Annotated in this window: 17 protein-coding genes; 5 read left to right on the forward strand and 12 right to left on the reverse strand. The window is 38.4% G+C overall.

What is annotated here, in order from left to right:
- Window positions 1-22: 22 nt before the first annotated feature.
- Window positions 23-1354 (forward strand): ankyrin repeat domain-containing protein, encoded by a 1332-nt coding sequence (locus tag CLV94_RS06550; RefSeq protein ID WP_245982470.1) that lies wholly within the window; start codon window positions 23-25, stop codon window positions 1352-1354.
- Here the strand turns inward: CLV94_RS06550 and CLV94_RS06555 are convergent, their stop codons facing one another.
- The 3 genes from CLV94_RS06555 to CLV94_RS06565 form a co-directional block, all read right to left on the reverse strand.
- The gene (locus CLV94_RS06555; RefSeq protein ID WP_121375611.1) at window positions 1355-1762 is read right to left on the reverse strand and encodes a hypothetical protein; all 408 of its coding nucleotides are present in this window, start codon (window positions 1760-1762) and stop codon (window positions 1355-1357) included. It lies immediately after the preceding gene.
- An 88-nt stretch (window positions 1763-1850) separates the two neighbouring features.
- Window positions 1851-2870, reverse strand: coding sequence for a phenylalanine--tRNA ligase subunit alpha (gene pheS / locus CLV94_RS06560; RefSeq protein WP_121375612.1), 1020 nt, complete (start codon window positions 2868-2870; stop codon window positions 1851-1853).
- A gap of 96 nt (window positions 2871-2966) precedes the next feature.
- On the reverse strand, window positions 2967-3323 hold the full coding sequence (locus CLV94_RS06565; protein WP_121376250.1) for a hypothetical protein: 357 nt from the start codon (window positions 3321-3323) through the stop codon (window positions 2967-2969).
- A gap of 96 nt (window positions 3324-3419) precedes the next feature.
- Here CLV94_RS06565 and CLV94_RS06570 point away from each other — a divergent pair, with 96 nt between their 5' ends.
- Window positions 3420-3959 (forward strand): CvpA family protein, encoded by a 540-nt coding sequence (locus CLV94_RS06570; protein ID WP_245982473.1) that lies wholly within the window; start codon window positions 3420-3422, stop codon window positions 3957-3959.
- Between the two features lie 126 nt (window positions 3960-4085).
- Here CLV94_RS06570 and CLV94_RS06575 read toward each other — a convergent pair whose 3' ends face one another.
- The 8 genes from CLV94_RS06575 to CLV94_RS06610 all read right to left on the reverse strand — a co-directional run bounded on the left by CLV94_RS06575 (window position 4086) and on the right by CLV94_RS06610 (window position 13127).
- Window positions 4086-4829: a tetratricopeptide repeat protein gene (locus tag CLV94_RS06575; RefSeq protein ID WP_121375614.1), complete on the reverse strand. Its 744-nt coding sequence runs from the start codon at window positions 4827-4829 to the stop codon at window positions 4086-4088.
- Between the two features lie 38 nt (window positions 4830-4867).
- Window positions 4868-6628, reverse strand: coding sequence for a BatD family protein (locus CLV94_RS06580; RefSeq protein ID WP_121375615.1), 1761 nt, complete (start codon window positions 6626-6628; stop codon window positions 4868-4870).
- Window positions 6629-6643: 15 nt separating this feature from the next.
- Window positions 6644-7426 (reverse strand): tetratricopeptide repeat protein, encoded by a 783-nt coding sequence (locus CLV94_RS06585; protein ID WP_121376251.1) that lies wholly within the window; start codon window positions 7424-7426, stop codon window positions 6644-6646.
- 1 nt (window position 7427) lies between these two features.
- Window positions 7428-8468, reverse strand: a complete 1041-nt coding sequence (locus CLV94_RS06590) for a vWA domain-containing protein (protein ID WP_121375616.1) — start codon at window positions 8466-8468, stop codon at window positions 7428-7430.
- Between the two features lie 6 nt (window positions 8469-8474).
- Entirely contained in the window at window positions 8475-9473 is a 999-nt protein-coding gene (locus CLV94_RS06595) for a vWA domain-containing protein (RefSeq protein WP_121375617.1), read from the reverse strand.
- Between the two features lies 1 nt (window position 9474).
- Entirely contained in the window at window positions 9475-11085 is a 1611-nt protein-coding gene (locus tag CLV94_RS06600) for a hypothetical protein (RefSeq protein ID WP_121375618.1), read from the reverse strand.
- A 43-nt stretch (window positions 11086-11128) separates the two neighbouring features.
- Window positions 11129-11998 (reverse strand): DUF58 domain-containing protein, encoded by an 870-nt coding sequence (locus tag CLV94_RS06605; RefSeq protein ID WP_121375619.1) that lies wholly within the window; start codon window positions 11996-11998, stop codon window positions 11129-11131.
- Window positions 11999-12122: 124 nt separating this feature from the next.
- Window positions 12123-13127 (reverse strand): AAA family ATPase, encoded by a 1005-nt coding sequence (locus tag CLV94_RS06610; protein WP_121375620.1) that lies wholly within the window; start codon window positions 13125-13127, stop codon window positions 12123-12125.
- 167 nt (window positions 13128-13294) lie between these two features.
- On the opposite strand from CLV94_RS06610, the gene CLV94_RS06615 reads away from it, so the two are divergent.
- The 3 genes from CLV94_RS06615 to CLV94_RS06625 all read left to right on the forward strand — a co-directional run bounded on the left by CLV94_RS06615 (window position 13295) and on the right by CLV94_RS06625 (window position 16211).
- Window positions 13295-14167: an aldo/keto reductase gene (locus CLV94_RS06615; RefSeq protein ID WP_121375621.1), complete on the forward strand. Its 873-nt coding sequence runs from the start codon at window positions 13295-13297 to the stop codon at window positions 14165-14167.
- A 63-nt stretch (window positions 14168-14230) separates the two neighbouring features.
- Entirely contained in the window at window positions 14231-14986 is a 756-nt protein-coding gene (locus CLV94_RS06620; protein WP_121375622.1) for an SDR family NAD(P)-dependent oxidoreductase, read from the forward strand.
- A 64-nt stretch (window positions 14987-15050) separates the two neighbouring features.
- Window positions 15051-16211, forward strand: coding sequence for an ATP-binding protein (locus tag CLV94_RS06625; RefSeq protein ID WP_121375623.1), 1161 nt, complete (start codon window positions 15051-15053; stop codon window positions 16209-16211).
- Here CLV94_RS06625 and CLV94_RS06630 read toward each other — a convergent pair.
- Entirely contained in the window at window positions 16200-18593 is a 2394-nt protein-coding gene (locus tag CLV94_RS06630; RefSeq protein ID WP_121375624.1) for a DUF5686 family protein, read from the reverse strand. The genes CLV94_RS06625 and CLV94_RS06630 overlap by 12 nt on opposite strands.
- Window positions 18594-18703: the final 110 nt, after the last annotated feature.

Here is an 18703-nt window from a genome sequence, read left to right on the forward strand (position 1 = left end):
CAGAAAAAGAAAACTTATGTCAATGTCATTCATCATCGCCTGCGAAGGCGGAAAAAGAAAAATAGCCGAACTTTTATTAGCCAACAAAGAAGTAGATGTTACTTACACGGATGAAAAGGGCCGAACAGCCTTGCATTATGCAGCACATCATGGCTATCTTGATTTGGTACAAATGCTCATTGAGGAAGGAGCCGATATCGATTATGAAGATCATGCCGGAGAAACGCCTTTCTATTTTGCCTGCCTTCAAAAACAGAAGCAGACCGCCTTATTTTTATTTGAAAAAGGAGCCAAGACAAGCATCAAAGATTTAAAAGGGAATAGCCTCTTGCATCTAACCGCACTGACTGGACAGATTGAAATTCTTGAAAAACTGCTGGAACAAGGACTGAATGCAGATGTAGAAAATAATGAAGCTGAAACACCATTGCTCCTTGCAGCAAGTTGGAGAAATGCCGCAATCGTCAAAAAATTATTGGAAAACGGAGCAGATATCAACACGACCAACAAGCAAGGCAACTCGCCATTGCTATTTGCCGTAAAATCTAAAAACCAGCCTATGGTTGAGCTCTTGCTGGAAAATGGTGCCAATATCAACCATGTGAACCATTTGGGGGAAAGTGCTTTGCTTTTAGCCTGTTATGATAGCAATCGAATGCTGACCAAGCTTTTAACAGAAAAAGGAGCTGATCTTTTTGTTTCTTCTAAAAATGGCTTATCGCCAATCTGGTATGCCTGTGCCAACAACCAAAAAGAAATCGTCGAGCTTTTTATTGAAAATGGTGTTGATGTCAATTATTCGAAACCTGTCACTGGGAACGAAACCTCGATGTATTCTTATTTGGATTGGGTAGAAACGGCAGACAGTCTTAGCGTTTCAAGCAGTTTCTCTCTCGACACTACTTATGGCTACGGTGGCGAAAGCCTGCTGCACGTTGCGGCGAAAAGCGGCCATGTAAGCATGGTAAAATTACTTTTAGACAAAGGTGCCACTATCAATATTCAGGATGAAAGCGGTAATACTGTCTTGCATTATGCTTCAGCGAATGGTAAAAAAGACATGGTAAAGTTACTGCTAGAAAAAGGGGCCGATGCTTCTGTAGTCAATGCAAAAGAACAGAAGGCTATCGACTATTCTAACATTAAAGGATATAATGAAATCACAGAGTTATTGCTCAAGTTCAGTCCGTCGAATACTGTAAATCCTGCGGTTGCAAAAACAGAAACTGTTGTTCCGCCTGCAGATATGGCTTCCAAAAAACAAGCTTTGCTAGACTTAAAAGAATTATTGGATGCAGGAATTTTGTCACAAGAAGAATTTGATCAAGAAAAAAGCAAGATCTTAAAAGGATAATTATCGCACGATAACGCCATTTACGAATAGAATCGGCACTTCTTCTGTAGCTCGTTCATTTATCGTATTGGTGCGGAACGTAAATTTTTTATCGTATAATGTATTTCCTATGAAATAGGTAACCATGAACTCGTTATTAAGCGCTAAGACGCTTTTTTCGACCATTTCTACCTTTACGACAGAAACAGCTGGAACTTTCATAAAAGCGTGGCGTAAAAGCGATGTTTTTTTCATCTCGCCATCTATGGTTCCGAAAGCTTTTGAAACCACCATGACGCTGTCCAGATCAAAATCGCTGTCATTGACCAGATAGACATACCAAACGTTTTCCATAAAGTCGTCGTTCCATTCTTGAACGGCGGCCATAAAAACGTTTTCTACTTTTGGAACGATAATATCTTTTTTCATAATAAGAAGTGGGAAAGTGAGAAAGTCAAAGGTCGAAAGTTCTTGCTTTAAACAATTTCTTTACAACTTTTGACTTTCAACTTTATGATTAAATAGAAGATTTGAACTGTTCTAAGAATCGTACGTCATTTTCATAAAACATCCTGATGTCGCCAATCTGGTGCAACAGCATCGCAATTCTCTCGACACCCATACCAAAAGCAAAACCTGTAAATTCATCAGCATTAATACCGCAGTTTTTCAAAACATTTGGATCTACCATACCGCAACCGCCGATTTCTAACCAACCGGTTCCTTTGGTAATTCTATAATCCGTTTCGGTTTTTAATCCCCAATAAATATCAATCTCGGCGCTTGGTTCCGTGAATGGAAAGTACGAAGGGCGTAGTCGAATTTTCGACTTACCGAACATTTCTTTCGTGAAATATAAAAGCGTCTGCTTCAAATCGGCAAACGAAACATCTTTGTCAATGTACAATCCTTCTACTTGATGGAAAATACAGTGAGAACGTGAAGAAACGGCTTCATTTCTAAAAACACGCCCAGGAGAAATAGTCCGGATTGGCGGCTTGTTTTCTTCCATATAGCGAACCTGAACCGACGATGTATGGGTTCTCAAAAGAATATCTGGATTCGTCTGGATAAAAAACGTATCCTGCATGTCTCTAGCCGGATGGTATTCCGGAAGATTCAATGCCGTGAAATTATGCCAGTCGTCTTCAATTTCTGGACCTTCAGACACATTAAAACCAATGTTTGAGAAGATATCGATAATCTGGTTTTTGACTAAAGAAATAGGATGGCGCGAACCAATTTTCAATGGTTCTGCCGGACGTGTCAAATCGCCATAGACTCCTACAGTTTCTTCTTTGCTTTCAAGTAATTCTTGAATTGCTTTGACTTTTTCTTCAGCAGTATTCTTCAGCTGGTTGATCACCTGTCCGAATTCTTTTTTCTGTTCGTTTGGAACACTTTTGAATGCGGCAAAAAAATCTTTCAAAAGCCCTTTGCTTCCTAAGAACTTAATCCTAAATGCTTCAAGTTCTTCTTTATTTTGGGTTTGAAACGCTTCTGCTTCGCCAATATATTCTTTAATCTTGTCTATCATCTTCTTTTGGTAAAGGTGCAAATTTACTATTTTTCGTTGAAAATCGGCAGTTTTCAGCAGTTTTCAATCGGTATATTCTTTCTGAAATCTAAAATTTTAATCAATAACTTCTCTTTCCAGAAAATAATTGACAATCGCTTCTTTCATCAGCACCGATTGTTCGCCCGCTTTCAACGGAGGCAATTCTTCTTTTACTTTATAATGTGGCCATCCCTCGCTGTCAAAATAATCGAATTCGTAGAATCCGTAAGGCTCAAGCAGACGACAAATTGCGATATGCATCAAGTTTACTTTCTCGTCTTTTTTGAATTTTTGATGAACTTTTCCAAGTTCTTGGACACCGATCAAATAAATGATAGAATCCAGATCCAGCACATCACCTTCGGCAAATTGCTTGGATAAAAGGGTTACGAGCTTTTCCCATCGCTCTTTTAATTGTATATCTCTAGACATGTGAAATTTAGATTTTTGGTTTATGATTTTGGAAATTTCCATTCCATAAACGATAAAATTAGTCTGCAAAGATACGTTGTTGAATTTTGTTTTTCTATGCAAAGTCGACTATCTTGGCTGCTTACTATTTTCTTGATGGGATTTTTAGATATTATTTTAGGTGTATTTTTAGTTTATGGACTAGTTCGTGGCCTTTGGAACGGTCTTTTTGTAGAATTTGCTTCTTTGGTTTCGCTGCTTTTAGGAATTTATATTGCAATAAAATTTTCTTTCCTTACCGCAGATTTTCTTTCAGATCTATTTTCTTGGAATCCAAAAACCATTGCTATCTGGGCTTTTATATTGACATTTATCGGAGTCGTCTTGGGCGTTTCGTTATTGGCAAAATTTTTTACTTCGATTGCCAATTTTGCAAGCTTGGGATTGCTGAATAAAATTGCGGGAGGAATTTTCGGCGTCTTGAAAATGTGCCTTATCTTAAGTTTTGCTTTGGCTTTGTTCCAAAAAATCAATTTCAACCATACGTTTGCTGAAAAGAAAACGCTAGATGATTCGCTATTTTATAACTCTATTTTAAAAATTTCAGAGTTTGTCTTTCCTGTTTTTGAGGAATGGTTTGATGAGTTGAAGAAATAAATTTATGATTTTAGATTTCTGAGCTTAGACTGATGAAACCCGTTATCTCTAAAAGATAGCGAATTTTTGATTTTTGATTGCGAGCTCCAGACTCAAATCATAAATCTAAAATCACAAATTCCAAATCTACTTTATCTCTTTCAAAGCCTCTTTGGTGATCCAGCCTTCTTTTTCATCTGCCAATTGGATTTTTCTCCAATTATCCAAAACTTCTATAACCTGAACTTTTGTTCCTTCATGGAGGATGAAAGCATCGTCGGCATTTTCTTTAGGCTCATTTTTTACGCCAATGGTATCGGCAAAAATTATCGCCGGCTTGTCATTTTCATATCTCGTTTTTTCGGCTATCGCTGAAGCTACACAGATAATCAATCCGACTAAGGCAATAAATAATCCGACAAAGAAAATACGTTTCAACATTGTCGCGGCAGAAAAATAATACCCAATAAAAAACAAAAGAAAAATCACCGAGAAGCCGATAGCAATTTTAGCCCAGCCGTCATACGTATGGGAAGAGGTAAAATCATGGATGACTTTTCCAAATCCGACTTCTTGTACTGGCTTGATTTCATCAATTGTCATGTTTTGGGCAAATTGCAGGTTGTTTTTTGCCTCTGAATAGCCTGGATTAAGCAACAGGGCCTTTTCGTAATTATAAATCGCTGGAGCCGTCTTATTTAGTTTATAGTAGGCGTTTCCAAGATTGAAATACAATTCGGCGGAGTGCTTTTTGGTTTTCAGGACATTTTCATAGGCTTTTACAGCTTCTTCAAATTTATCTTGGCGGTATAATTTGTTTCCCGCCTCGAAATTATCTTGAGCCCAGAAAATTTGGGTAAAAAGCAATAGTATGTAGAATACGTTTTTCATTTTTTTCAATTTTCAATTCGTAAAAGAATCATCAATTGTTAGATTTGTTTTTCCAGTTCGGAAATCACGGTTACGGCTTTGTCAAAATCCTGTTGGATGGCAACGCTTGAATACGGCGCATATCTTGCAAACTCGCAGTTTTCTGTCAGATTTATAAAATCATCGATAGTTTCTGGCCTTGCATTTCTCTCTAAAAGAATTTCTCTGATCTTATCTTTGCTCATTTCCGAAGTCTCAATATGCAACTTGGCTTTTAAGAAATTGTGCAATGCCTTTTCGAGAGCAATATAAAATGGTTCTTTGTTGTTGATCTGTTTTTTAGCTTCCGAAAGGTATTTTTTAGCCAATCTGTTTGACATTTTTCTTTTATTGCCCACAACATCGCTGTCGATTGCCTCTTTTTTCTTTTTAGCCAAAACAATAATCGGAATAAAAAGGAATGGCAGGAATAACAATGTATAGAATAATCCCGAACCAAAGAAATCATCTTTATGAATCGGTTTCAATTGTGTCTTAAGCGCTATAAATCCAAATTGGTTTGTACTTTTCACAGCTTGTTTCGTGGTTCCAGAGCTTGGCGTAGCAGCAACAGCTGGATCGGAAGATGTCGGTCCGTCCAAAACCTTGATTACGATATCTTTAGAAGTTATCGTTTTATAGGATTTTGTAGCGAGGTCGAAATACGAGAACGACAATCCCTTGATGGTATAATTTCCTTGATATTGCGGAATAATCGTGTATTTATCTGATATTTTGCCTTGCATTCCTGAAAGTGGTGTCGAAACTTGTTCATTATGCACCGGATCGTACATTTCTAGTGCGCTCGGAACAATCGGTTTTGGCAAAGTGAATAGTTTCAAGTTTCCTTTTCCAGAAACGCTGATGTCTAAATCTAACGATTCCCCGTGCTTCAATTCGGTTTTAGAAGGTTTTACCACAAAATCAAACTGACCAACCGCACCCGTAAAATCTTGAGGTTTTCCAGTTTCTGGCAAGGCTTTAACGTTAATGATTTTGCTTCCTGCGGAAACAGTTTTGTTGGCCGTTACAAATTGGACTCTCCCAAAGATATCCCTACGGTTCGTCGGCTGATCGACAACAATATCTAACGAAAGTGGTTCAATGGTAAGCTTTCCAGATTTTTGAGGATATAAAACGGTTTTGCGCAAGACGACATAACGGTAATCTTCGCCGTTGTATTTTCCGTTTTCGACCACCAGATTTTTGATATCAATATTCTGGCTCCAGAAATCATTGAATTTCGGACTGTCGATTTCTTTCCAGTTTCTGACGCTCACATTATTGCTGACATATAGCTTGTATACTACGGTTATCGGCTGGTTGAGATACGGATTTGCGTTGGAAATTTCGGCAATAAGGTGGATTCCTCCGCTCGGCACATAATCCGGACTGCTCGGATCTTTTGATTCATCGACAGCAGCGGTCACGTTTATTTTTATCGGTGCCGTTTTGTAGGTCTGTCCTTTGATTTCTATCGTTGCCTGCTTTATCGTAAGCGACCCGCGTTGTAGCGGAAGCAGAATGTAAATGTACGATTTGTTGAAAGTAGCTCTTCCGTTGATCCAAGTCTGGCTTACTTGCTGGCTTGGCCCACCGACAACGCGAAAGCCTTCGAAAGAAGGAGGCGTAAAATTGTCTCCGTCTTCATTCATGACGAAATCAATTCGAAGCCGCTCGTTTATCCCAAGTGTCTGCTTGCTGACTTTCGCCTCAAACTGAACTTGAGCCGATAGCCCTTGAAAACAGAGTAAAATTAATGCTATTATATATTTTCTCATCACAATCAACATCTATTACCAGTCTTTTTCTGTTTGAACAGGCTTGCCTTTTACTTTTCGGGCATTGACCTTGTCTTGGATTTTCTTTTCTTCATTATTTACGGCATCGAGCAGGTTTTCAATTCGTTGTTTCGACGGACTGTTGCCTGGCTGCGGTTTCGGCTGGCCTTTTTGGTCGGAATCTTTGTCTTGCTTTCCGTCGCCATCTTTGCCGTCCTGCTTGTCTTTTTTATCGTCGCCTTTTCCTTTATCGTCTTTTTTATCTTTATCTCCTTTGTCTCCGTCTTTTTTGTCGTCTTTTTTATTTTCCTTGTCTTTATCTTTCTCTTTTTTATCCTTGTCCTTCTTTTTGTCGTCTTTTGGCGGTTCCGGATTGTTTTTCAAATATTCTTTTGCTAGCGCATAATTGTATCTCGTCTGTTCGTCAGCCGGATTATTTCTTAAGGCATTTTTATACGCTTCGACGGCATCAGAATATTTCTTTTCGGTCATGAAAATATTGCCAAGATTATGGAACGCTTTGTGTTTTTGAGGCTTCGTCTTGGCATTTTCGATAGTTTTTACATACGCTAGTTTTGCTTCGCTTGGCTGTTTCTGCTTGTAAATTGTATTTCCCAAATTATAAGATGCCATCGCTTTTGTAGGCGATTTGGATAATGAAATCCTATATTCGGCTTCAGCATCAGCATAGTTTTTTTCTTTGAATTCTTTGTTTCCTTTTGGCAAATTTTTGTCTTTTTCCTGTGCTATGGCTGCAAAGGAAAAAAATAGAACTGCATATAGCAATAGCTGTTTCATATTATTCCTTTTCATTAAATAAATTCATCTTTTTCACCCAGGTTGTTTTTTTCTCCAAGAAGAAAATATCTAAGAAAAACAAAAAGAAGGCGATTCCCAAAAGCCATTGGAATTGCGATTGGTAGTTAGCAAATTGCTTGGTCTCGAATTCGCTTTTTTCGATATTATCCAACGCATGCTTCACATAGTCTATTACTTCTTTGGTATTGTTTCCGTTCACATAACCGCCTTTTGTGTTTTTGGCAATTTCTTTTAAGGTAGTTTCGTTGAGTTTTGTCACGACAATCTGGTCATTTTGATCGCGCTGGAAACTTTCGACCACACCATTTCTTTTTAATGGAATCGGGCCTCCTTTTTCAGTACCAACACCAATCGTTATGATCTTTAGGCCGTTCTTGTTTGCTTCTTCTGTCGCATCTTCAATTCCTTCGGAATGGTCTTCTCCATCAGAAATCATGATAACCAACTTGCTAGTCTTGCTGTCTGGATTAAAATAAGTCGACGACAACTGGATTGCTTCGTCGAGTGATGTTCCTTGAGACGAAACCATTCCAGGATTCATGCTTTGGAGGAACATTTTTGCTACGCTATAGTCTGTCGTAATCGGCAAAACCGGAAAAGCGCTTCCAGCATACGCTACGATTCCTATTCTGTCACTTCCAAGCTGATTGATAATTTGCGAGACAATTTGCTTGCTTTTTTCTAAACGGTTGGGCGCCACATCTTCGGCCAGCATTGACTTTGAGACGTCGATAGCGAAAACAATATCAATTCCTTCTCTTTTAACGGTTTCTACTTTGGTTCCCAGTTTAGGGTTTACTAATCCTAAAATCAGGCAGGCCAGCGCCGAAAGAAAAACCGTGATTTTTAGGGTTGATTTGAAAACCGATTTTTCGGGAGTTAATTTTTTGACCAGTTTCAAATCTCCAAATTCTTTCTGCTTTCTTCTTTTCCAATAGAGATTGAATAGGAAAATCAGCACCAGAATAGGGATGATGATCAAAAGGTATAAATATTTTTTTTCGTCTAATTCGTCGTACATAATTTTTTAAATAAAGCTTCTAAAAACTGTATTTTTCAATAGAACTTCTAGCAATAAAAGCAAACCTGCAGCAATTGCAAAAGGCCTGAATCGTTCATCATAATTGTAGAATTTTTGTTCTTCAATTTCTGTGGTTTCCAGCTTGTTAATCTCATCATAGATGGCTTTCAGGCTCTGATTATTCTTGGCTCTAAAATATCTTCCGTCTGTATTTCTTGCAATTTCCTTCATCAATTGCTCGTCGATTTCGACTTGCATCATTCTGTAGACGAATTCTCCATTTGGACCAATCGCGTATGGAGATTCAGCCATTCCAGTAGTTCCAATTCCGATCGTATATACTTTTATTCCGTATTCTCTTGCGATATCCGAAGCCATTCTTGGATCGATAAAACCTGAATTGTTGACTCCATCCGTAAGCAAGATAATCACTTTGCTTTTTGCTTTGCTGTCTTTCAAACGGTTTACTGCAGTTGCCAATCCCATACCGATTCCGGTTCCATCTTGCAGAAGTTGGTCGTATTTTACGCTATTCAACGCATCAAGGACTACAGCTTTGTCGCTGGTCACTGGCGTCTTGGTGTAGCTTTCCGCCGCATACACAACCAATCCGATTCTATCATTTGGACGGGCTTCGACGAAATCTGAAGCGACTCTTTTCAAGGCTTCCAGACGGTTCGGTTTCAAATCGCGCGTTAGCATACTTCCAGAAACGTCAATAGACATCACGATATCGATTCCGTTTGTAATGTTGGTCTTGTTACTGATGTCTACACTTTGCGGTCTGGCCAAAGCAACAATCAAAAAGCTCAATGCCAGAATCCTGAAAACAAACAATAAAGGTTTCAATTTTGCCAAAACTGATGGTTTTGCCTTGAATCCTTTTAGCGAGCTTACTTTTAACGAGGCTTGTTTTTTTCCTTTCCAGATCTGCCAAGCAATAGCAATCGGAATTAGGACAAACAGCCAGAAAAACTCAGGGTTTAAAAAGGTAACATTCTTCATCTTAGTTTACTCTTTTAAGTTCGACTGAGTTAATTATCCTATCGGAGATTTTAGAGCCGAATTCATCATTATCACGATAGGTGATGATGATTTCCTGAAGGCCTCGTTCTTGTGCAAATACCAAGATTTCATAACCGATCTTGATTTCTTTATCGCTGTCTTCTTTAAAAATGACCATCGACCCATAGGCTTTTATTCCTGTAATGCCTTCTTTGGTGTCAAATTGGTCTTGTTTTACGAAAACATCTTTGGCTTTATATTGTTTTTCAAACGACTTGATTTCTCTTTCGACTACTTTTTCTAGCGGTCTGCTCAGTGTATCTTTAAATGATGTTGTCGAAACATTTACAGATATTTCATCGAAAAAGCTTCCATACGAGAAGGCTTGGCTTTCTTTTACGCCCATGTCTTTTCTGCCGTTCGGAAGTTTAGTCCTTTTTAATACTTTTGGCGTTTCCATGGTCACCGCAGGATTACCATAATCGCTCGTGATCCATTCGCCTTCATATAATTCTTTTGTCGGATGTCCTAAAATAGACTCTAATCCTTTAGTCGTGATAAAATAAGTGAGCGTTCCTACAACCAAAAAGGAAATTGTAAAAACCGCAATAGCAATCTTGCGTTTGCGTTTTTTCTTCAACAATAATTCTTTTTTCTGTGCATCCAGCATCAGCATCTCGTCGTCTTCCTCTTCTACTTCTGGTATGGCTTTGTGTAATGTAAAAATTGTCTTTTCTATCTTTTTTCTGTCTTCGGCTATCTCGAAATCAAGCGGTTTTGATTTGGCAAATTTCACCAAATCGGCCTGACGCAAAACACGCTCAAGATTTTCTACCGTTTCTTGAGAAATCTTCATTTTCTTTCTGACTGCGGCATTTCGCAATCCTATGATAACTTCCGAAGTCGTACTTTCCATGGCTGGAACTTGAATTTCTTCTTCGATATAGGTTCTGGCAATATCGGTCAATTCAGAATAATAATTTTTGACTTCTCCTTTTTGCCAAAGTTCTTTTTGCTCGAGATTTTTAAGCAAGCCTACCGCTTTTTCAATCGGTGTTGCATATACGATGGCTTCTGGCTTTTCTTTCTTTTTGCGGTTTTTAACGAAATAATAAATCAAGTATCCGATTCCTGCCAATAGCAGTATTCCGAGAAGGTATTTCCACCAATTCCCCATCGACTCTTTAACCTCTGCAATTCCTTTGATATCATACATTTTTTGTTTTAATGTATCGACTTTGACTCCGGCAACGGCAACAAAAAGGGAATCTGTTGCGAAGGGCTTGTTGTTAATCAATACTTTCAAACTTGGAATCAGATATTTTCCAGAATCAAATTGCGTCAATCCGTATCTCTTGGTCAGCAGGTAGCGGTCTTTTTCTTTAACGGTATCTGTTGGATACGATTCCAAGACTTCTAACTGGCCGAAATTAGTTCCTTCCGGAAATACGACGTTCGACAACGTATCGACCGAAGTTTTTAGCGTAAGGTTGATTTGTGCTCCAATTTTGACCTTGGTAGAATCTACGGATGTCGTTACCCGTTTTTGCTGTCCGAAAGCAAATGTCCCAACCAATAAAAAGAGCAGTATGTAAAGGGTGTTGTTTTTCATTTTTTTAGTTCCTAATCTTTATTCATGAAAGGGGGAAAAAAGATTAACCTCTCGATTTAAAATAGCCCAATAATTTTGTCACGTAGCTTTCGTCTACTCTAGAATTTACAGTTCCTGAGCCGCATCTGCTGAATGTTTCCTTGAAATATTTCATTTTCTCCTGATAGTATTTTTCATATTCCAGACGAACTGATTTGGAGCCGGTGTTGACCATCATCGTTTCGCCTGTTTCCGCATCCAGCATATTGACCATTCCGATATTTGGCATTTTTTCTTCTCGAGCATCATATACTCTAATTCCTGTCAGGTCATGTTTCTTTCCGGCAATTTTCAGCGTATGCTCATAATTATCATCTGTCATAAAATCTGAAATCACAAAAACAATGGCTTTCTTTTTTATGACTCCTGACAAGAATTTCAATGCCTGTGATAGGTTTGTCTTATGACTTTTAGGCTTGAATTCAATCAACTCGCGAATGATTCTCAAAACGTGCGATCTTCCTTTTTTAGGAGGAATGAACAATTCAATTTCATCAGAAAATAGGATCAGCCCGATTTTATCATTGTTCTGCGTTGCTGAAAAGGCCATAGTTGCAGCGATTTCTGTCACAATATCTTTCTTGAAACTGTTCTGTGTACCAAAACTTTCCGAACCGCTGACGTCTACCATTAGCATCATAGTCAGCTCTCTTTCTTCTTCGAAAACTTTGATATACGGTTCATTATAGCGCGCCGTTACATTCCAATCAATTGCGCGCACATCATCTCCAAATTGGTATTGGCGGACTTCGCTGAATGTCATCCCGCGCCCTTTGAACGATGTATGGTATTCTCCCGAAAAAATATGATCGCTCAATCTTCGGGTCTTGATTTCTATTTTTCGTACTTTTTTGAGTAATTCCTTTGTATCCATTTTTGTTAGTTGATAGTTTTTAGTGGATAGTGAATAGTTTTTAGTGGATAGTTTATAGTGGATAGTTCGTTTAAAACAAGAAGAACCCTCAACTATAAACTATAAACTGTCAACTATCAACTTTCTAAGGTACTTCAACTTCGTTTACGATCTTGTTTATGATATCAACAGAAGTAACGTTTTCGGCTTCGGCTTCATACGTAATTCCGATTCTGTGACGAAGCACGTCATGTACCACCGCACGAACATCTTCTGGAATCACATAGCCTCTACGTTTGATGAAAGCGTAACATTTAGCCGCATTGGCCAAGTTGATACTTCCACGAGGCGAGGCCCCAAAGCTGATCAATGGTTTCAGGTTTTCTAGTTTGTATTTTTCTGGGTAACGGGTCGCAAAGACAATATCCAGAATATATTTTTCGATTTTTTCATCCATATACACTTCACGAACGGCTTCTTGAGCGCGAAGAATCTGGTCGGTTGAAATTACCGGATTTACTTTTTCATAAGAGCCTTTTAGGTTCTGGCGTATAACCATTCGCTCTTCATCGATTTTTGGATAATCGATAACTGTTTTTAGCATAAAACGGTCTACTTGCGCTTCTGGCAAAGGATACGTTCCTTCTTGTTCTACAGGATTTTGCGTAGCTAAAACCAAAAATGGCTTGTCTAGCTTGAAAGTCGTATCGCCAATCGTCACTTGTTTTTCCTGCATGGCTTCCAATAGTGCCGACTGCACTTTTGCAGGAGCACGGTTGATCTCATCTGCCAAGACGAAATTAGCGAAAATAGGTCCTTTCTTGATGGAAAAGACATTGTCTTTGATGTTATAAATCATGGTTCCGACAACGTCGGCAGGAAGCAAATCTGGTGTAAACTGAATACGGCTGAAAGAACCTTGAACTGCTTGCGAAAGCGTATTGATAGCTAATGTTTTTGCCAATCCCGGAACGCCTTCCAGTAAAATATGCCCTTGTCCCAAAAGCCCAATCAACAATCGTTCTACCATGTGCTTCTGACCTACGATGACCTTATTCATTTCCATCATCAACAAGTCAATAAAAGCACTTTCTCTTTCTATTTTTTCATTAATTGCCCTAATGTCTAATGCAGTAGCATTTTCTTCCATAATCTGATATTTAAAAGCCGTGAAATTAGTATTTAATTTTAACAGTGCAAATTGAAAATTTATTTAAAGGTAAGTTGTTAACATTACGTTAAAATACATTTGAATGGCTTGGTTTTAAGGATGATTTATGATTTTGTTTTCATAAATTTAAAAACTCAAAACTAATCATCGTGAAAACAACATTATCTCCCATAATTGCGGGAACTATGAATTGGGGCGTTTGGGATAAAAATCTCACAACTTCCGAAATGGCAAACATGATTCACGTTTGCCTCGAAAATAAAATCACCACTTTTGACCACGCCGATATTTATGGCGGTTATACTACGGAAGCCTCTTTTGGAAAGGCTTTCACAGAAAGCCAAATCGACAGAAAAAAAATACAACTAATCTCAAAATGCGGCATTCAGCATATTGCTGAAAACAGAGACAACAAAATCAAGCATTATGATTATTCGAAAGAGTACATCATCTGGTCGGTAGAAAATTCATTAAAAAATCTGCATACTGACTATCTTGATGTCCTTTTGTTGCACCGTCCAAGTCCATTAATGCAGGCTGATGAAATTGCGGAAGCTATAGCGAAATTAAAATCAGAAGGAAAGATTCTTGATTTCGGACTGTCTAACTTTACGCCTTCGCAAACTGACCTCATCCGTTCCAAAACAGAAGTCAGCTACAATCAGGTGCAATTTTCTGCAACCGACTTCAAAGCGATGCTTGACGGAAGCCTTGATCACATGCAGGTTCACAACATCCGTCCTATGGCATGGAATCCGCTTGGAACGGTTTTTAGAGAAAAAACAGACCAGACCAGACGACTAAAAACGCTTTTGGCAGAGTTGGTTGGAAAATACCATGTAGGTTCTGATACGATTCTTTTGTCATGGGTTTTGCAGCATCCGGCCAAAGTGATTCCGATTGCAGGAACTGTAAATGTTTCGAGAATACAGCAATTGTATAAAGCGACAGAATTTAAGTTGGAAAAAGAAGAATGGTTTGCCATCTGGACAGAAAGCATGGGAAATAAGGTTCCTTAGAAACACAAACTTGTTTATAAAAATGTTGAATCTTGAATTTTAAATTTTCAACAAAGAAATAAAATAATGAAAACAGTACTAATAACAGGTGCTACCAGCGGCATCGGAAGAGCTACGGCTATTGAATTAGCAAAACACAACTTTAAACTGATTTTGTGCGGCAGGCGCGAAGACCGTCTGGCAGAATTGCAACTTGAATTGGAACATCGCACGAAAGTCCATACTTTGAATTTTGACGTAAGGAAGAAAAAAGCCGTTCAAGAATCAATCGATTCTTTGCCAAAGGAATTTTCAGAAATCGACATCCTGATCAACAATGCAGGCAATGCCCATGGGCTCGATCCCATTGAAAAAGGTGATTTGGAGGATTGGGACGCTATGATCGACATTAACGTAAAAGGACTCTTGTACGTTTCTCATGCCGTCATTCCAAAAATGGTCGAAAAGCGAAACGGTCATATCATTAACATCGGTTCGACTGCCGCGAAAGAAGTTTATCCCAACGGAAATGTCTATTGCGCCACAAAACATGCTGTCGATGCAATCAACCAAGGCATGCGTATGGACTTGAACCAATATGGAATCCGTGTCGGAGGCATACATCCCGGAATGGTCGAAACCGAATTTTCACAAGTGCGTTTTAAGGGCGATGCTGAACGGGCTTCCAATGTCTACAAAGGATTTGAACCTTTAAAACCAGAAGATATTGCCGATATTATCCGATTTGTGATTACTAGGCCTTATCATATTAATATTGCTGATCTAATCGTCATGTCGACGGCCCAGGCTTCTTCGACGATTGTGAATCGTATCATCTAAAAATTGATTGTTGGATTTTTAGATTGTTACGATCTAAAAGTCTAACAGTCTAAAAATCCAATCCATGATCAACAAGCGTCTGCTCATAAAAAATCTTCTCGCTCACAATGACGAGAGCAGCTTTTATGACAAAAAGCGCCAGCTGAATCTTCATACCCGCGAAGGAAAAGGAAAATTCCTAAAGCACATCTGCGCATTGTCGAATTCTAATCCTGCAAACAATTCGTATATCGTCGTAGGCGTTGAAGACCATGACAATGAAATTGTCGGGGATGATTTTTTTGACGACAGCCGCATCCAGAATCTTGTGAATGCTTTTTTAGAAAATCCGCCAAAAATCCAATACGAAAATGTTCCGTTTCCGAATCTTCCAAAAGACAAAGTCGTAGGTTTGGTAACGATAAAACCGAGCAAAAGGGTATCTTTCTTCAAAAAAGGAATTCATACCATTTTGGCAAAATCTACTTTTATACGAAGAGGAAGCAATTCGGTTCCTGTGGATGAAATCCCAAACGATATCGGCAAAAATTACCAAAATATAGAAACCGTCATCAGCATTGAAAACAACTCTCGCAATAGTATCGAACATACTTTAGAAGGTGTCATCGACTTTATGAACAATCGCCATAAAGACATGTCTCCGAAATATAAAGTTTTTAAGGAATTATTTGTCGTCTGCTGGGCTGGGCATAAAAAGAAGGTCAAGGAAAAAACCTATTTATCCCGCGTAGACATTGAACTGGTCAATGAACAGGTGAAGCTTTTTTATTCAGCCCTAGATGAAGTTTCGATCGAATATGATAACCATACGTTTTCGATTACGGAATACCTTCCACTCGGACTGAATGACAAAACGAGTTACTATCCTTTAGAAAAACAGACGATTTCTTTTTACGACAACGGCTATTATAAAATCGAAACGCAATTTCTTTTTGAGCCGCCGCAGTACAACAGAAAAGTACTTTTTCACATCTATAATTCCAACTTATCGCTTCTTTCCAAATTAGACAAAGGATTAGCTCTTTCCGAAAGAGAAAAAAAAGATCTGGAAAATCTTCCTTCTACCTTTATGATCTGCTATCTCAACGGATTTGAAGACGCCAAGCAAAAACTCATTGACGCGAAACCTTTGCTGAAAAGTTTCGAAAATCCGACAGTTTATGTGAGCTTTAAGGAAGCTATGCGAATCTTGCGAAAGATGAAATACGATACATCACTTGATTGACATCGATAGCGAGAATTTAAAAGCCAGATTGTCATTAAATTCTGGATGTGAGTAAGCTCCATATCGGTAATATACCCCAAACCCTAATCCGAGGTAAGCCACATTCATATAGTTGGCTTTCAAAATATTGTCAATCTGCAGGCCTGTTTCCGTAAAAATCTTGTCTTTTGTCTTGAACCCTATCAATTGATGAGCGCTTTTGTTCGACAAATCTCCCCAGCCGATATTATTATGCCAAGTCACACCAGGCTGGAATTTTCCGGATTTGAAAAGCAGTCCTCCAAAATTGTGCGAAAGAAATAAGTTGACATAACGATTCGACAGGAATTCATACGGACGCAGAGTCTGAAACGTATTTTTCATGATAATTGCGGACTTGCTGTCATAACCTCCTTCTCCTGTAAATAAAAGTCCGTATGGTAACGGATTATCAACAAAACCAGCTTCTATGCGGTAATCGGTCTGGCCAAAATTCTTCGTGAAGAAAGACTGCTGGACCGTAGCTTCAATTTTGTTGTAACTGAAATCACTGTCCATAAAATTCTTGATTCCTTTGGTATACGCAAGATTCAGAACCGGATAGGTTGTGCCCATCGAATACCTTTGGTTAAGGCTGTTTATGAATTTTTCCTTATAGGCAAATCTCAAGTTGATTGTCAAGTCTGAATTGGTATAATCCACAAAATTCTGACCATTATTTTGGAAGACATAATCGTACTTCGGATTGGTTTTCGTGTGGTTAAAATCTACCTTGAATCGCAAATATCGTAGGGTTCGAAAACTAAAGTTCAGGTTAGACTGTCGAATCATGTCGTATTGAAATCCGATATAATTCCTAAAATTATACAGACCCGGCTCATAATTATTTAAGCCATAGTTCCCCGTTTCAATAAGATTCTGCTGGAATTTTGCTCCGATCTTCATTTCGTTTTCTTTAGAAAGCTTATAGGAAACTTCACCTCCGTATTTCCAATCATGATCTTCCAATCCGTAGCCGAAAAATCCGCCGAGTTCTAAATTTTTGAACAACTTATCGTTGGTATAGATGCCCGTGCCCAAACGAAATCCTTCGTATTTATTATAACTGAATGTTTTCGACAGGTCGATATCAATTGGTCCTATCGGAATCCTTCCTTGCGAAAATCGCTCCATAAAGGTTAATAGACCGTCAAAATTCGCTTTCTTTCCAATGCTATCAATGACTCTATACGTAGTTTCTTCGGTACGATTTAATTTTTCGGCTCGTGAGTTTGCCCAAAAAAGACTGTCTTTTTGGGCCGCATTTTCATCCATCCGCACCGATTCTAGCGAAAAATCCTTTTTCCGCAGTGGCACATCTACCTCAACCTGATCAATATAGCTTTTGCCGTCAATAAGCATCCCTATTCTTGGAGTCGGGAATTCGTTAAAAACCAAGGCATAATTGAGCTGTTGCGGAAACCAATATTTATCGTCTGCTAAAACATACTGTTGCTGTATCTTGATATCAATTTTACCTTTTTCAAATGGCGAGGCAATTACATTCTGCACGGCATATTTGTTCGTGTTGATGTATAAAAACCCTTTTAATCCTTCGAAATTTTTATTCGGCAAGGGTTTAAATGACAGGATATAGACCGTATCTTTCTGCTGATAGATTGTATCTTCTATACGGAATTTATACTTTTTTAAGCTTCCATTGCTGATCGGGTTCAGATAGTTGATATTGAACAGCTTGATGTTGTCTTTATAAAAAGAAAAAGGCTGGAAATCTGTCGCCAATGAAGCAAATGTAGGGTTCGTAAATCCGGACACTCTAGTTGCTACTACAACTTCTTCGCTGACATCTGGTTTTATAAATTTCCTATTGGTTACAGATTCCATCATAAAAAAGTGGCTCCCTTTTAGCTTTTGGCGCATAAAAATGCTGTCCCTTTTATCAGCCGATTCAGACCTATAATCATAAATCAACTTGTTATAAGACCGATATTTGAAAGAACTTATATTCTCCGGATTGTTGATTTCCTTATTCGCGATTACCTTTCTCATTATTGCATTGGCTGGATTTTCGCCAGATTCTATCACTACCTCCGTCAGGTCAAATTTTGATCGAACCAGCGCAATCACTATTTCAGTATCTCCTTTTGAAACAGGCGTTGAAAAATTTTCATAACCCATATAACTGCAACTGATTGTTGAAATTGGAGAGGAATTTTTATAGGAAAAAAGCCCCTCAATATCAGAAGAAACCCCTTTGCGACTGTCACCATTAATCAAGACCGTTGCAAAAGCTAGGGGCTCTTTAGTTTCAGAATCTATGATTTTTCCTTTGATAGTATTCTGGCCGTATAAAATTTGGCCCACAAGAAGCAAAAAAACAAGTAGGGGGAAGATGTTTCTCATAGCAATTTAAAAAAGTAAGAATTTTAAGTTAAATTATCATTCCTAACAAAACGATAAATATGAATTTTTCTTTTACATAGTCGATTGTTTTTATGATATTTGAATTCAAT

It is taken from the genome of Flavobacterium endophyticum (assembly GCF_003634455.1).
GTDB lineage: Bacteria > Bacteroidota > Bacteroidia > Flavobacteriales > Flavobacteriaceae > Flavobacterium > Flavobacterium endophyticum.